This is a genomic window from Polynucleobacter sp. AP-Kolm-20A-A1, from assembly GCF_018688315.1.
Lineage (GTDB): Bacteria > Pseudomonadota > Gammaproteobacteria > Burkholderiales > Burkholderiaceae > Polynucleobacter.
In genome coordinates, this window is the sequence record NZ_CP061315.1 from 1,281,306 (window position 1) to 1,294,340 (window position 13,035).

Sequence of the window (13,035 nt, forward strand, 5' to 3'; positions counted from 1 at the left end):
AGCGCTAAGACTCTGAACGACTCAAGAGCTGCTCCCAACGTTGCAGCTTTTGATCCAAGTCAGCGGTGATCTCACTTAAGCGTGCTTGCATGCTGGCAGCTAACTCTGGCTCATTCTTATAAAGATCCGGATTACTCATGGCAATACCAATGTCAGCCTGCTCCGTTTCTAACTCTTCAATAAGTAAAGGCAGCGACTCTAACTCTTGGCGCTCTTTACCGTTGAGTTTTGACACTCCGCTTTTAGCTGTCGGCTTAGACTCTACTTTTTCAGCTTTGACTTCGACTTTTGCCTCTGCTTTGTCGGAAGTTTTTGCGCTCGCATTGGATGCACGAATTTTGTCAGAGCGTGCTTTTTGGATCTTCCAGTCTTCGTAGCCGCCCTCATACTCACGCCAGAAGCCATCACCCTCATTCGCAATGATGCTAGTGACGACGTTATCCAAGAAGTAACGATCATGACTGACCAAGAAGACTGTACCTTTATAGTCTTGCAAAAGTTGCTCAAGCAAGTCCAGGGTATCAATATCCAAATCGTTGGTTGGCTCATCTAATACCAAGACGTTAGCTGGTCTTGCAAATAAACGAGCGAGCAGCAAGCGATTGCGCTCGCCGCCAGATAAAGTACTTACGGGCGAATTGGTTCGCTCTGGTGCGAATAAGAAATCGCTTAAATAACTCTTAACGTGCTTCTTATTGCCATTGATTTCTATCCATTCACTACCAGGGCTGATGTAATCCTCAAGCGATGCATTGAGATCCAAGCCTTCACGCATTTGGTCAAAGTAAGCAACCTCAATACGGGTACCCATTGTTGCAGTGCCAGAGTCTGGCGCGATGGTTCCTAAAATTAATTTCAGCAGTGTTGTTTTGCCTGCGCCATTAGGACCCAACAAGCCAACCTTATCACCACGCAAAATTGTTGCTGTGAAATCTTTAACGATTGGACGGTCGTATGTCTTGCTGACGTTTTGTAGGTCAGCCACAATCTTGCCGCTTCGATCGCCAGCTGATACTGCCAGCTTTACTTGACCCATAGCATCTCTGCGCTCAGCCCGGCTGGTGCGAAGTTTTTCTAGTCGCGCAATACGGGCAACACTTCGGGTGCGACGTGCCTCAACACCCTTGCGGATCCATACCTCTTCTTGCGCAAGCAGCTTGTCAGCCCTGGCATTAGCCAATGACTCTGCATTGAGTTCCTGCTCCTTAAGAACTTCATATTGCGTGAAGTTTCCAGGGTAGCTACGCAATATGCCGCGGTCTAATTCAACAATTTGTGTGCAGACGTTATCCAGGAATGCGCGGTCATGGGTAATCAGAATGACGGAGCCTTGATATTCTTTTAAGAGTTCTTCAAGCCATGCAATCGAATCTAAGTCCAAATGGTTGGTTGGCTCATCCAGCAAAAGCACATCAGGCATTTCAACTAAAGCACGCGCAAGTGCAACCCGTTTTTTTGTGCCTCCAGAAAGCGTGTTGATTTTGACATCCGCCTCTAGGTGCAAGCGATCCAAAGTTTCGTGAACGCGTTGCTCCCAATTCCAACCACTTAAAGCCTCGAGCTGAGACTGCACTTCATCTAAGCGATGATGTGATGCATCATCCCATTCGCCTACGCTTAAGGCCTCATACTCTTCGCGCAAAGCCTTGGCTTGCGCAACGCCTTTTGAAACGGCATCAAATACCGTTTCTTCTGCCTCAAAAATAGGCTCTTGAGGCACATAGGCGATACGGAGTCCTTGCTGATACTGCAAGAGTCCATCATCCATTTTTTCAATGCCGGCCAAGATCTTCAGCAGAGAGGATTTGCCAGTGCCATTACGGCCAATTAAGCCAACACGCTCACCAGATTCCAGTGAAAAAGCGGTGTTTGCGAGGAGGTCAACGTGGCCGAAAGCCAGTTTTGCATCAGTAAGTACGATTAAAGCCATGGCGACATTATCGTCCCATACCCAAAATACGAGATATTTCTGCCAATTTCTGCGAGACTAAGCCCATATGGTCTGCAAACTCACCCCCTCTGCACCCCGCCTCATCCTCTTTGCCGGACATGCCGGCACTGGCAAGTCGACTTTAGCCAAAAAGGCCCTACCCCTTATTGTGGAGAGGACTAGCGAGGATTTCTTCTTTTTAGATAAAGATACTGTCTATGGAGCCTTTAGCGCCCACATGATGGAACTCACCACACAAAATCCCAATGATCGCGATAGCCCCTTCTATCTAGAAAATCTACGCGATTGGGAATACAACGGACTCATTGATATCGCCAGAGAGAATTTACTCTTGGGTGTTAATGTCATCTTGGTTGGCCCATTCTCTAAGGAAATTCAGAGCGGCAGAATGTTTGACCCGGTAGCATTAGGCATTCCACCTCAAACCAGCATTTCAGTTGCCTGGATTGACTTAGAAGAAAGTGTCGCCAAAAGTCGTATGGAGCAACGTGGCGACCCCAGAGACGAATGGAAGCTTGCCCACTGGGATCAATATGCCAAGCGCCGTACTGAGCCACCGACCCATCCCTTAGTGCATCGATTTAATAATTTAAGTTTTAATGAGTCCGCATTCGAAAAACTCATTGATGACTTACTTCAATAAATTACAGACAAAAAAATAGAGCCCCTTAGGGGCCCTATCTCAAGATCCAAGAACTGAATTCTTAGAACTTGTAAGTTACACCAACCGCAGGCATCCAAGGATTCAATGTCAACTTACCAAGGTTTGCGCCGCCAGCAACAGCCTGAACATTGGTAGCCATTGTTGCGTATTTAACGTCAACGTTAAGACCCCAGTTTTTATCAAACATGTAGTCTGCACCAACTTGACCAACAGCACCAAAGCTTGATGGCTCAACTTGCAAACCTGCACCAGCGCCGTAGAAATTTTGACGGTTGCTGAAAACTGTGTAGTTCACACCTGCGCCAACGTAAGGCTTCAAAGCACCTAAATCGGTGAAGTGATATTGAAGCAATAGTGATGGAGGCAGCGCGCTAATCTTACCTACGTTGGTGTTGGCACTAGTAGCAGTAATGTTTACTTGCTGTGGCCAGGTCAATACCAACTCAGTTGCGATATTTTTTGTAAAGAAATAAGTGATATCAAATTCAGGGATTACTTGATCCTTTGCCTTGATATTGGCTGCCTGAGCAATACCAGATTGGCCATTTTGCCAAAGCAGGTCAACGGCACGTACACGAACCATCCATGGATTCTCAGAAGAAGACTGTGCTTGTGAGGCGATTGGAGCTAAAGAAGCTACTGCAGCCATTACTGCTACTAGTGATTTAAGACGCATGTTGTTACCCCTTTTGTTATCAATTTCGATGTAATGATTTTCGAATTGATAGGGATGGTGCGATTTGATTCAGATCAAATTGAAATAGGTTCTGATTTTTTTCTTGGTTTAAAAGCAACAGTGTTTTATTGCTTATTTGATCTAGGTCAAACGGATCCTGATTAACCCTAATGCAGATGCACGATGAACCTACAAGACCTTGGAGTAGGTCCCTTTTGCTTGAGATTCTCGTAGGTGCCTGTCAAAAGTCATGGCTACCCTTCTTGCTAATAGGCGGCCCTTAATTGGAACCAGCATGCTCTGACCCTGCCACTCCAATAAGCCAGCTTCTTCTAGGCTCTTGAGCTCTTCAATCTCTCGTCCAAAGTAAGCCGGAAAATCAATTCCATGGGACTGTGCAAACTGATCCGTATCTAATGCAAATTGACACATGAGTTCGCCAATGAGCTCGCGACGCAAGAGATCATCTTTATCCAACTGCAATCCTCTAAGAACTGGTAGATGGCCTTTATCTAAGGCTTCGTAATACTCATCTAGCGTACGTACGTTTTGAGAATAGCAATCATCCACTTTTCCAATCGACGAAATACCAAATGCGAGCAAGTCACACTCGGCTTGCGTTGAATAACCCTGGAAATTACGATGCAGTTTTCCTTCTTTTTGGGCAATCGCTAACTCATCGTCCGGCTTAGCAAAATGATCCATGCCGATAAAGACATACCCCGCCTCACCTAGCCGACTAATGGTATTGGACAAAATATCCAGCTTATCTGCGGCAGGCGGAAGATCAGCCTCAGCAATACGACGCTGTGGTTTAAAGATGTGAGGCAAGTGCGCATAGTTATAGACTGACAATCGATCTGGGTTCATGGCCAGCACCGCATCAACCGTTTCTTTAAAGGTTTCCGGGGTTTGTTTTGGCAGGCCGTAGATCAAATCAACGCTTCTGGATTTAAAACCATACTTTCTGGACCAATCCATCACCGCTTGAGTTTCTTCAATGGTTTGCACACGGTGCACCGCTTCTTGCACGGCCAGATTAAAGTCCTGAACACCCAGGCTAATACGATTAAAGCCCAGCTCAGCAAGTAGTGCAATATCTTGCTCTGTTACACGACGTGGATCAATCTCTATTGAATACTCGCCACCCGGCAGTAATTCAAAATGCTCGCGAGTGTGATGCATTAACTCTGTCATCTCTTCGTGAGATAAGAAGGTGGGTGTGCCACCACCCCAATGCAACTGCGTCACCGGTATTTTTTTCTGCGCACCCATGGCGGAGCAGACCATCGCCATTTCTTTCGCTAGATACTTAATGTATTTAGCACTGCGGCCATGATCTTTGGTGATGATTTTGTTGCATCCGCAGTAGTAACAAATATTAGGACAGAACGGTAAGTGGAAATAGAGCGATAAAGGCTCGTTAGCTTTGGCCACTCTCTTGAGAGCGCCTAGATAGTCGCTCTCACAAAATTCATTATGAAAGCGATCTGCACTTGGATAAGATGTGTAACGAGGGCCGTTGATATCAAACTTTTGCAATAACTCCGGATGAAATAAAACTTCTTTTTCATCCGCAATCTGATTGTTTGCCACTGAGCTCATAGGGCAATTGTAATCCGGGGTATTAGCTCGCCAGATAATCCAAGGCAACTGCCTCAGCTACCTTAATACCATCCACTCCCGCAGAGAGAATGCCGCCAGCATAGCCAGCACCCTCGCCTGCTGGGTAGAGCCCTTTGATATTCAGGCTTTGGAAGTTGGGTCCACGCGTGATGCGTAGAGGTGATGAAGTGCGTGTCTCAACTCCAGTTAAAACAGCATCCTTCATTGAGAAACCTTTGATTTGCTTCTCAAATGCAGGTAGCGCTTCCCGGATTGCCTCAATGGCGTATGCCGGCAAACTTTCGGCTAAGTCAGTTAAATGTACGCCAGGTTTATAAGAAGGTATTACGCTTCCAAATTGTGTAGATGCCTTACCTTCCAAGAAATCACCGACCAATTGGCCTGGAGCTTCGTATGTTCGGCCACCCAATTCAAATGCTTTGGATTCAATTGCGCGCTGAAACTCAATGCCTGCAAGTGGTCCGCCTGGGTAATCTTCTGGGGTGATACCAACAACGATGCCTGCATTGGCATTGCGCTCATTCCGTGAGTACTGACTCATTCCATTGGTAACCACACGATTTGGCTCAGAGGCTGCAGCCACCACAGTACCGCCAGGACACATACAAAAACTGTATACAGCGCGGCCATTCTTGGCGTGATGCACTAATTTATAGTCGGCGGCGCCGATAAGCTCATTACCTGCATGAGGGCCCAGGCGTGCTTTATCAATTAATGACTGTGGATGCTCAATTCGAAAGCCTACTGAGAAGGGTTTGGCTTCCATAAATACGCCTGCATGATGAAGTGCTTCAAAGGTGTCGCGTGCGCTATGACCTAAGGCAAGCACCACGTGATTTGCAGGCAGATCGTCGTGCCCCTCGATTTTTACTCCAGTAATTTGCTGATCTTGAATATCAAAACCAATCACTTTTTGAGAAAAACGAATTTCCCCGCCCAGATCAATAATCTCTTGGCGAATTTTCTCGACCATACCTACCAAACGGAAGGTGCCTATGTGGGGTTTTGCTACATACTGAATTTCTTCTGGGGCACCGGCTTTCACAAACTCATTGATCACCTTGCGTCCATAAAATTTAGGGTCCTTGATTTGGCTATAAAGCTTGCCATCTGAAAAGGTGCCTGCCCCACCCTCACCAAACTGCACGTTGGATTCTGGGTTGAGCACATTCTTGCGCCATAAGCCCCAAGTATCTTGAGTCCGCTCGCGAACTTTTTTCCCGCGCTCCAAAACAATAGGCTTAAAGCCCATCTGCGCCAACACTAAGGCAGCAAATATTCCACAAGGGCCAAATCCGATGACTACAGGACGCAATGCTGTTCCACTAGCTATAGATTCTGGAGCCTTGGCAACAAAGTGATAACTGGTATCTGGCGATGGTCTTACATGAACATCGCCTGAGAATTTCTGAAGAATACTTTCTTCATCTTTCAACGAGAGATCAACGGTATAGATAAACGAAAGCGCGACATTTTTACGAGCGTCATAACTACGCTTAAAGACCTCAAATTGAATTAAGTCTTTTGGGGATAAATTGAGGCGCTTCAGAATCGCTGACTCCAGGGCTTCTGGGGCATGGTCGATTGGCAAACGCAGTTCAGTAATACGGATCATGGAGCTCAACAATACACAGTAATTTGAGGGTTTTTGCGCCTCTTTATGTAAATAATACTGGTTATAGAACCCTTCAACCAAAGTGCTAGCACATAAAGGCGATAATGCGGCATGGCCCTACGCGCAACAATCCACAAAGCCGACCTCCACGTCGCAGACTCTGACCGCCACTATTACGGCAGTCACTCCCTTACGATCGCCAAGCACCCCTCAGAAACTGAGGAAAGGATGATGATCAGAATCATCGCCTTCGCCCTACAGGCAAGTGAAGACTTGGTCTTTACCAAGGGCTTGAGCGACACCGACGAGCCTGATCTTTGGATTAAAGACCTCACCGATGCCATTCAGCTGTGGATTGAAGTTGGGCAGCCAGATGAACGCAGAATTCTGAAAGCTTGCGGCCGGTCAGATCAAGTGATTGTTTATTGCTATGGCGGACATACCAGCAAAATCTGGTGGGATGGCATCGCTAATAAGCTCACTAGAGCACGTAATCTACAAGTCGTATCCATTCCAGCAGAACAGGCAAATGAATTAAATAAGCTGGTCGAGCGCAGCATGGTGATTCACGTCAATATGCAAGATGGTGAAGTCTACATTTCTTCCGATAAGGGCCAAGTCACTATTACCCCAGAGAACTGGCGCAAAAATCAAGACTAACCCCCCAAGATAAACAACCAAGATAAAAGTGGATTGCTGATATGCGTGTCGTCATTCTCGATACCAATGTTTTGCTCGATCTCTTTGTCTTTAATGACTTTAGAGCGCTTCATTTAAAGGAAGCTTTGCTTGCCCGCCACATTAGCGCTCTTGCCACCCCCAAAACACTAGAAGAATTTGCTGATGTGATTTCTCGCCCGCTGTTTTCTTTAGATCAAACAGCTCAAGAGAAAATCTTCACGCAGTGGAGTTCTTTAGCCAAGATCATTGGCGATGAAGATCTCCAAAATTCTCCCTGGCAATGCCAAGACCCAGACGATCAAGTCTTCTTGGATTTAGCTTACACGCATAAACCCTGCACTTTGGTGAGCAAAGACAATGAAGTCTTAAAGTTTGCAAGCAAAGCTGCTAAAGAGCAGATTCTGATTACGGCCGATTACACGCAAGCCTTATAAGCCTTGGGCAGCCTGCGCCGCTATCTCGAAGGATTTGAGTCTGGCTTGATGATCAAAGATCTGACCAGTAAATATCAATTCATTAGCGCCAGTTTTATCCAGCCACTGGCGCATTCCCTTTTTAACAGTCTCCAAAGAGCCGACCACAGAGCATTGCAGGGCGTGAGCGGCGGTAGCTTGCTCGTGAGGCTCGCAAAAGTCATCCAGATTCTCAATCGGAGGTGGCAGTTGTCCGCGCGTATTGCGCCGCATTCTGACAACATTCTGCTGCAAGGTGGTAAAGAGATGTTGCGCCTCTTCATCCGTATCTGCAGCTACGACATTCATAACAAATGCTGAGTAAGGTGATGCAAGTTGCGCAGACGGCTTAAATAATTCACGATAAATCTTCATTGCTTCCAATAGTTGTTCTGGGGCAAAGTGCGAGGCAAATGCATATGGCAAACCAAAGTGTGCAGCCAACTGCGCACCATACAAGCTAGAGCCCAAGATCCAAATCGGTACGTTGGTATTGGCTCCCGGGATTGCTTTAACAGACTGCCCTTCCTGAATGGGACCAAAGTAATGTTGAAGCTCGCGTACATCTTGCGGAAAGCGATCATCACTTCCCAATAAATCACGGCGTAGCGCTCTTGCCGTCATTTGGTCAGTTCCAGGTGCGCGTCCTAAGCCCAGCTCAATACGACCTGGATAGATAGATTCCAAAGTGCCAAATTGTTCTGCGATGACAAGTGGCGCATGGTTTGGCAACATGACCCCGCCAGAACCTACCCGGATATGTGATGTGCCTGCGGCGATATAACCCACTAGCACTGCAGTTGCGGAACTGGCATTTCCAGTCATATTGTGATGCTCTGCCACCCAGTAGCGGGTGTAGCCCCATTTTTCTGCATGTTGCGCCACATCCAATGAATTACGAAGCGCATCGCCCGCTGTAAATCCCTGAGGAATGGGAGATATATCTAGAATGGAGTATGGAATGGGATTGGCCATTACCAGATCATACTGAGAAAGTACGTTATTGACATGAGCAAACCAAAAATGGCAGCCCCTGATGAAGGGCTCTTTAAGCCTGGCAGTAAATTACGGCACGTTAAAACAGGCGGCTTCTATAAAGTAGTGTTACTAGCCAACCAAGAGGCCACACTGGAGCCAGCTTACGTTTATGAATCCATGCAATCTCACGACTTTTGGATCAGGCCCCAAGCGGAGATGGAAGATGGTCGCTTTGAACTCGTTGCGCAATAAGAAAGATATCAAATGACTGAAGATCGAATCACGAATCTAGAAATCAAGCTCAGCTTTACTGAGGACTTGATTGAGAAACTCAATGAGACCGTCTATAAGCAACAGCAGCAGATTGAATTTCTTTATCGGGAACTGAAGGCCATTAAAGAGCAAGCTAGCAGTGGCGGTGGAGGCGGCAGCCTCAAAGATGAAATCCCTCCACACTATTAACTTACTGCTAATATCTTCATAAGTATTAATAAGACTAACTACTCCATAGGAGCAAAACCATGAGCAACTTAACGCTATTTATAGTCCAGTGGGGCTTAACTTCTTTATCCCTATGGGTGGCTAGCTATATTTTTAGCGGCTTACGCTTTGCTGATGGCGGTTCGTTATTGATTGCCGCTCTCTTGCTTGGCTTTGCCAATGCTATTGTGAAGCCGCTATTGATTTTATTCACACTTCCACTAACAGTAGTGACCATGGGGCTATTTTTGCTGGTGATCAATGCGCTGGTATTGATGCTGGTGTCTGCAGTAGTGAGCGGCTTTACGATCTCTAGCTTCTGGACAGCATTCTTCGCCAGTATCTTTATTTCTTTGTTCAGTCTCTTTGTGAGTGGACTCGTATTTTAAGAGTGCATTACCTGGGTCTATTTAGACCCAGGATAAATGTCTGACCAAGGTCGCAGCGCTGTTTTGCAAGAATAGGATTTCGTAACCAGCGATTTAGCATTTTCAGCGGCAATACTGATTCCGCCCGTGATGATGCCTAAACCAATAGTGACAGCACTATTAACTACCCCCTCCTTATTAATCCCTGCGCTGGGATTTTGCAATGTACCTTGCAGCATCACCAAACTGCCAAGATCGAGGCCAGTTGTTAGGCCAGACTTTTCATTGGGATTAATTTTGATATTGATAGCTTCGGTATTGAGGTTGACCGTACCAGCCAACAGAATATCCAAGCGATCGGTAACTGCGCCAACAGAATCCTTCGCAGTGATAATGCCATTAGCAATTGGTAGATAGGCTACTGCGCACTCTAGAATAGTTTTTTTGGTTTTCTTGCGCATTGGATTGACTGCATCCAATACCGTGATGACAAAATCACCGCCCTTATTCATTAAAGCGGAGTCCAACACTGCATTGCCAATATAGACCTGGACCGTACCGTTTGCCGAAGCAGCTATCTGGTGCAAGCTTTTCCCTCGACTGCTGATGTTAAAGGCCAGTTCAGTGTTGCCGCCGCTTACCCGCGCATTGGGATCTGCGGTCACTACAATTTGCTCCAATGAGAAATCCTTGGCGATACCTTTTGCCACTAGCACAGGGCTTGGACCATGAAATTGAGAGAGCTTAATTTGCGCCTGCGCCTCACCCTTGCCTACGGCAAAGTTCAAATCGTTGATTTCTAGATCCTGACCTTTAAATAAGAGATTGGCCTTTACATTAGTAAATGGGGCTTGATCGGGAACGCCCAGCTTATCAATATTGAGAGCAATCTTGCCGGTAGCCTCTGGGATTAAATCAAATGGAAGCATGTCAGCACTAAAGAAATATTTTTCTCGAGCCTTGGGGGGAGCGCTTACAGAATTTACCTTTGCGCCATTCGCAGCAATGACTGCTGAACCTGCAAGCGGAACCAAATCAAACGATTTGGAATTTAGTGAAATATCGAACTTAGGCAATACTTTTGGCGTCTTATTGATCTCGCCCTGAATGTCGAGAGTCTTGCCATTTAAGGTGAGCACCAAATCAATATCCATCTTTACGGGAGACTGATCCCAATCCATTATCGCCGTGCGTAACGAGCTCACTTTTCCTTTTAGACCTAGCGTGTAGTTAGCGTGCTGGGCATCCACAATAACGGACGTTTTTGACCCGCTCTTATCCAAAGCAAATTTAGGGAGTGAAAAAATCTTGGTCGAGCCATTTGCCTCTTGATAACTTATTTGCGCATCAGAAATATTGACAGCTTCAATCGCCACAAATGCACTGTCATCAGACGTTGATTGGGTAGCAGAATTGCCTGAAGAAGCATCGGGAGTGCTTGCTGAAGAAGTCATATCCCAGTTACCTACCCCAGCCTTATTGGTTTGTAGGCGAGCATCAAGCCCCTTCAAATTCATACTGCTAATTTCAACATTACCAGTCAGCAAAGGCAGTAATTTGATATTCATCTCAATGTATTTCAAGGTCAGCATTTGCGCATCACTAGCCCAAGATGCATTACTTAATGAGACCTGCTCTGCAGTAACCCCAATAGAGGGGAATATCTTCAAGCTAACAGGCCCTGAGATTTTAAGATCTCGGCCAGTAGCATCTTTTACTGAGCTACTTAGTAATTTGGTTAATTGCGCTGGATTGACCAATGAAGATCCGTACCATAAGTCCACCCCTAATAAAGTAAGGGCTACAGCAGATATAGCCAAAATGAGCTTGATCGTTTTATTCATGATTTAAGCATTCTATATGGCTAGACTAAAATACTCACATGAGCACAGATAACCTACCAAAATGCCCTGCTTGTCAGGAAGATATGACTTACCCAGATGGCGAAAACTATGTTTGCGCCCAATGTGGGCATGAATGGCCTATGGCTGGACCCGCCGAAGAAATTGAAGCCGGTTTAATTGTCAAAGATGCCAATGGCAATCTCCTGGCTGACGGCGATACGGTGACTTTGATTAAAGATCTAAAGGTTAAGGGCTCGTCTACCACTTTAAAGGTGGGCACCAAGATTAAGGGAATTCGCCTGGTCTCTGGAGACCATGAGGTGGATTGCAAAACAGAAGCAGGCAATATGTTGCTTAAAGCCTGCTTCCTGAAAAAAGCTTAAGTAGCTTGCGAGCGTTTTAGGTGCTCGCCTTTTTCAGTACTGCGTAGAGCTGGTCTTTTAAAAGTAATTTCTCTTTTTTCAAAGTTTCAATTTCTTCCGGAGTAGATGGCTCGGTGTGGGCCTCCATCCGTTGAATCTTCTGATCCAAATTATTGTGTTTATCAAATATATGCGAGAAGTGACGATCTGAAGTTTTGAGCTTAGTGATTAATTCGCGATATTCAGGGAACATAGATTCTCTTTATATAAAGGTTATTCAAAACTACTCGATTCCAGTGTAGCAAGGACGCGACCCCAGAACAATGGTCGGCCAAACAAATATATCTCCCCCACAGCCCTTGAAATGAGCAGGACAAACCCCATATGAGAATGGTTATTTCCCTATGGAAATTGCAGTAATATCATCAAGTGCAGTAAGCACAATAACTACCAAAGAAGGGTAATAAACCATGGCTACAAAGAAGTCTCCAGCAAAAAAGAAAGTAGCTACCAAGGTGGTAACAAAAGCCCCTGTTAAGAAAGCTGTTAAAAAGCCTGCTGCTAAGAAAGTGGTAAGCAAGAAGACGGCAAAGAAGGTAGTGAAAAAACCAGCGGCAAAGAAAGTTGTCGCAAAAAAACCAGCAGCAAAAAAAGTAATAGCCAAGAAACCAGCAGCGAAGAAGCCTGCCGCTAAGAAAGTGGCGAAAAAGGCTGTTAAAAATGCTGCAGCCAAATCTCCTAAGGTAGATCAATACGGTCTAGAGCAGGATGATGAGTTCTATGGTCTGTACTTTGCTAAGTCCACCAAAAAAGGCTTGGTAGAAGTAAAGCCTTGCACCTTCTCTCTCATGTACTGGTGGAAAGGTTTGCTCGGCTACCCTGACATGATCGAAATCTCCAAAGGAAGCAATACTGCAATGTTGCAGTTTGAATCTACTTTTGGTGGCGGCGACTCTGGCGAAACAGAATTGACCGAAAAAGATGTCTTAGATATTGATCACATCATTGAAGTTGATGAAGAAGAGATGCTGGTATCGCTCTACTCTTATGTACCGATCCCCGTCCCAGAGAAATTGATTGGCGCATTGGGCTTGGCGATTCTGAATATCAACCCAGAAACCCGCTATGGCAGCCTTGAGCTATGCACTACCGATAACGAAGAAGGTGAAATTGAGCATTTCTTACGCTATCGTGCTGCAACCTACCTGCGCGGCATCAAGGCTGGCAAAGTCGAAGCTATTGAAAGCATGGTCACAAATGGCTCTGAATTATTTGGTCTTGCTTTAGATGCAATGTGTGTCAATAAGTCTATTAAGAAGTGGTTGCTAAGCTAATTAG

15 protein-coding genes are annotated in these 13,035 nt (G+C 45.8%); 8 read left to right on the plus strand and 7 right to left on the minus strand.

Annotation, left to right across the window (positions count from 1 at the left end; genetic code table 11):
- Window positions 1-4: 4 nt before the first annotated feature.
- Window positions 5-1,930 carry an ATP-binding cassette domain-containing protein gene (locus tag C2745_RS06375; protein ID WP_215383541.1) on the minus strand — a complete coding sequence of 642 codons (1,926 nt, stop codon included), beginning with the start codon at window positions 1,928-1,930 and terminating at the stop codon, window positions 5-7.
- A gap of 67 nt (window positions 1,931-1,997) precedes the next feature.
- Here C2745_RS06375 and C2745_RS06380 point away from each other — a divergent pair, with 67 nt between their 5' ends.
- The gene (locus C2745_RS06380; protein ID WP_215383542.1) at window positions 1,998-2,594 is read left to right on the plus strand and encodes an AAA family ATPase; all 597 of its coding nucleotides are present in this window, start codon (window positions 1,998-2,000) and stop codon (window positions 2,592-2,594) included.
- A gap of 61 nt (window positions 2,595-2,655) precedes the next feature.
- On the opposite strand, the gene C2745_RS06385 is transcribed toward C2745_RS06380, so the two are convergent.
- The 3 genes from C2745_RS06385 to C2745_RS06395 form a co-directional block, all read right to left on the minus strand.
- Window positions 2,656-3,291, minus strand: coding sequence for an OmpW family protein (locus tag C2745_RS06385; protein WP_215383543.1), 636 nt, complete (start codon window positions 3,289-3,291; stop codon window positions 2,656-2,658).
- Between the two features lie 189 nt (window positions 3,292-3,480).
- Entirely contained in the window at window positions 3,481-4,896 is a 1,416-nt protein-coding gene (hemN, locus tag C2745_RS06390) for an oxygen-independent coproporphyrinogen III oxidase (protein WP_215383544.1), read from the minus strand.
- A gap of 22 nt (window positions 4,897-4,918) precedes the next feature.
- The gene (locus C2745_RS06395; RefSeq protein WP_215383545.1) at window positions 4,919-6,532 is read right to left on the minus strand and encodes an NAD(P)/FAD-dependent oxidoreductase; all 1,614 of its coding nucleotides are present in this window, start codon (window positions 6,530-6,532) and stop codon (window positions 4,919-4,921) included.
- Window positions 6,533-6,643: 111 nt separating this feature from the next.
- Between C2745_RS06395 and C2745_RS06400 the strand changes: the two genes are divergently transcribed.
- Both C2745_RS06400 and C2745_RS06405 read left to right on the plus strand, forming a co-directional pair.
- The gene (locus tag C2745_RS06400; protein ID WP_215383546.1) at window positions 6,644-7,192 is read left to right on the plus strand and encodes a YaeQ family protein; all 549 of its coding nucleotides are present in this window, start codon (window positions 6,644-6,646) and stop codon (window positions 7,190-7,192) included.
- 41 nt (window positions 7,193-7,233) lie between these two features.
- Window positions 7,234-7,647: a putative toxin-antitoxin system toxin component, PIN family gene (locus C2745_RS06405; RefSeq protein WP_215383547.1), complete on the plus strand. Its 414-nt coding sequence runs from the start codon at window positions 7,234-7,236 to the stop codon at window positions 7,645-7,647.
- On the opposite strand, the gene C2745_RS06410 is transcribed toward C2745_RS06405, so the two are convergent.
- Window positions 7,642-8,640 (minus strand): LLM class flavin-dependent oxidoreductase, encoded by a 999-nt coding sequence (locus C2745_RS06410; RefSeq protein ID WP_215383548.1) that lies wholly within the window; start codon window positions 8,638-8,640, stop codon window positions 7,642-7,644. The two genes, C2745_RS06405 and C2745_RS06410, sit on opposite strands and share 6 nt — an antisense overlap.
- A 33-nt stretch (window positions 8,641-8,673) precedes the next feature.
- Between C2745_RS06410 and C2745_RS06415 the strand changes: the two genes are divergently transcribed.
- Genes C2745_RS06415 through C2745_RS06425 form a run of 3 tightly spaced genes read left to right on the plus strand, consistent with a single transcriptional unit; the run spans window position 8,674 to window position 9,512 of the window.
- Window positions 8,674-8,895 carry a hypothetical protein gene (locus C2745_RS06415; RefSeq protein ID WP_215383549.1) on the plus strand — a complete coding sequence of 74 codons (222 nt, stop codon included), beginning with the start codon at window positions 8,674-8,676 and terminating at the stop codon, window positions 8,893-8,895.
- Window positions 8,896-8,907: 12 nt separating this feature from the next.
- Window positions 8,908-9,105: a SlyX family protein gene (locus C2745_RS06420; protein WP_128112435.1), complete on the plus strand. Its 198-nt coding sequence runs from the start codon at window positions 8,908-8,910 to the stop codon at window positions 9,103-9,105.
- A 59-nt stretch (window positions 9,106-9,164) separates the two neighbouring features.
- The gene (locus C2745_RS06425; protein ID WP_215383550.1) at window positions 9,165-9,512 is read left to right on the plus strand and encodes a phage holin family protein; all 348 of its coding nucleotides are present in this window, start codon (window positions 9,165-9,167) and stop codon (window positions 9,510-9,512) included.
- A gap of 17 nt (window positions 9,513-9,529) precedes the next feature.
- Here C2745_RS06425 and C2745_RS06430 read toward each other — a convergent pair whose 3' ends face one another.
- Complete coding sequence (locus C2745_RS06430; protein WP_215383551.1) at window positions 9,530-11,335, minus strand: AsmA family protein; 1,806 nt, start codon at window positions 11,333-11,335, stop codon at window positions 9,530-9,532.
- Between the two features lie 38 nt (window positions 11,336-11,373).
- Between C2745_RS06430 and C2745_RS06435 the strand changes: the two genes are divergently transcribed.
- Complete coding sequence (locus C2745_RS06435) at window positions 11,374-11,718, plus strand: zinc ribbon domain-containing protein YjdM (RefSeq protein WP_215383552.1); 345 nt, start codon at window positions 11,374-11,376, stop codon at window positions 11,716-11,718.
- A gap of 16 nt (window positions 11,719-11,734) precedes the next feature.
- On the opposite strand, the gene C2745_RS06440 is transcribed toward C2745_RS06435, so the two are convergent.
- The gene (locus C2745_RS06440) at window positions 11,735-11,950 is read right to left on the minus strand and encodes a YdcH family protein (RefSeq protein WP_215383553.1); all 216 of its coding nucleotides are present in this window, start codon (window positions 11,948-11,950) and stop codon (window positions 11,735-11,737) included.
- A gap of 217 nt (window positions 11,951-12,167) precedes the next feature.
- Between C2745_RS06440 and C2745_RS06445 the strand changes: the two genes are divergently transcribed.
- Window positions 12,168-13,031 carry a hypothetical protein gene (locus tag C2745_RS06445; RefSeq protein WP_215383554.1) on the plus strand — a complete coding sequence of 288 codons (864 nt, stop codon included), beginning with the start codon at window positions 12,168-12,170 and terminating at the stop codon, window positions 13,029-13,031.
- The last annotated feature ends 4 nt before the right edge of the window (window positions 13,032-13,035 follow it).

Excerpts from the sequence above, each read along its gene's own strand:
- C2745_RS06375 (WP_215383541.1), bottom strand. The coding sequence starts at position 1,930 with ATGGCTTTAATCGTACTTACTGATGCAAAACTGGCTTTCGGCCACGTT.
- C2745_RS06380 (WP_215383542.1), top strand. The coding sequence starts at position 1,998 with ATGGTCTGCAAACTCACCCCCTCTGCACCCCGCCTCATCCTCTTTGCC.
- C2745_RS06385 (WP_215383543.1), bottom strand. The coding sequence starts at position 3,291 with ATGCGTCTTAAATCACTAGTAGCAGTAATGGCTGCAGTAGCTTCTTTA.
- hemN (WP_215383544.1), bottom strand. The coding sequence starts at position 4,896 with ATGAGCTCAGTGGCAAACAATCAGATTGCGGATGAAAAAGAAGTTTTA.
- C2745_RS06395 (WP_215383545.1), bottom strand. The coding sequence starts at position 6,532 with ATGATCCGTATTACTGAACTGCGTTTGCCAATCGACCATGCCCCAGAA.
- C2745_RS06400 (WP_215383546.1), top strand. The coding sequence starts at position 6,644 with ATGGCCCTACGCGCAACAATCCACAAAGCCGACCTCCACGTCGCAGAC.
- C2745_RS06405 (WP_215383547.1), top strand. The coding sequence starts at position 7,234 with ATGCGTGTCGTCATTCTCGATACCAATGTTTTGCTCGATCTCTTTGTC.
- C2745_RS06410 (WP_215383548.1), bottom strand. The coding sequence starts at position 8,640 with ATGGCCAATCCCATTCCATACTCCATTCTAGATATATCTCCCATTCCT.
- C2745_RS06415 (WP_215383549.1), top strand. The coding sequence starts at position 8,674 with ATGAGCAAACCAAAAATGGCAGCCCCTGATGAAGGGCTCTTTAAGCCT.
- C2745_RS06420 (WP_128112435.1), top strand. The coding sequence starts at position 8,908 with ATGACTGAAGATCGAATCACGAATCTAGAAATCAAGCTCAGCTTTACT.
- C2745_RS06425 (WP_215383550.1), top strand. The coding sequence starts at position 9,165 with ATGAGCAACTTAACGCTATTTATAGTCCAGTGGGGCTTAACTTCTTTA.
- C2745_RS06430 (WP_215383551.1), bottom strand. The coding sequence starts at position 11,335 with ATGAATAAAACGATCAAGCTCATTTTGGCTATATCTGCTGTAGCCCTT.
- C2745_RS06435 (WP_215383552.1), top strand. The coding sequence starts at position 11,374 with ATGAGCACAGATAACCTACCAAAATGCCCTGCTTGTCAGGAAGATATG.
- C2745_RS06440 (WP_215383553.1), bottom strand. The coding sequence starts at position 11,950 with ATGTTCCCTGAATATCGCGAATTAATCACTAAGCTCAAAACTTCAGAT.
- C2745_RS06445 (WP_215383554.1), top strand. The coding sequence starts at position 12,168 with ATGGCTACAAAGAAGTCTCCAGCAAAAAAGAAAGTAGCTACCAAGGTG.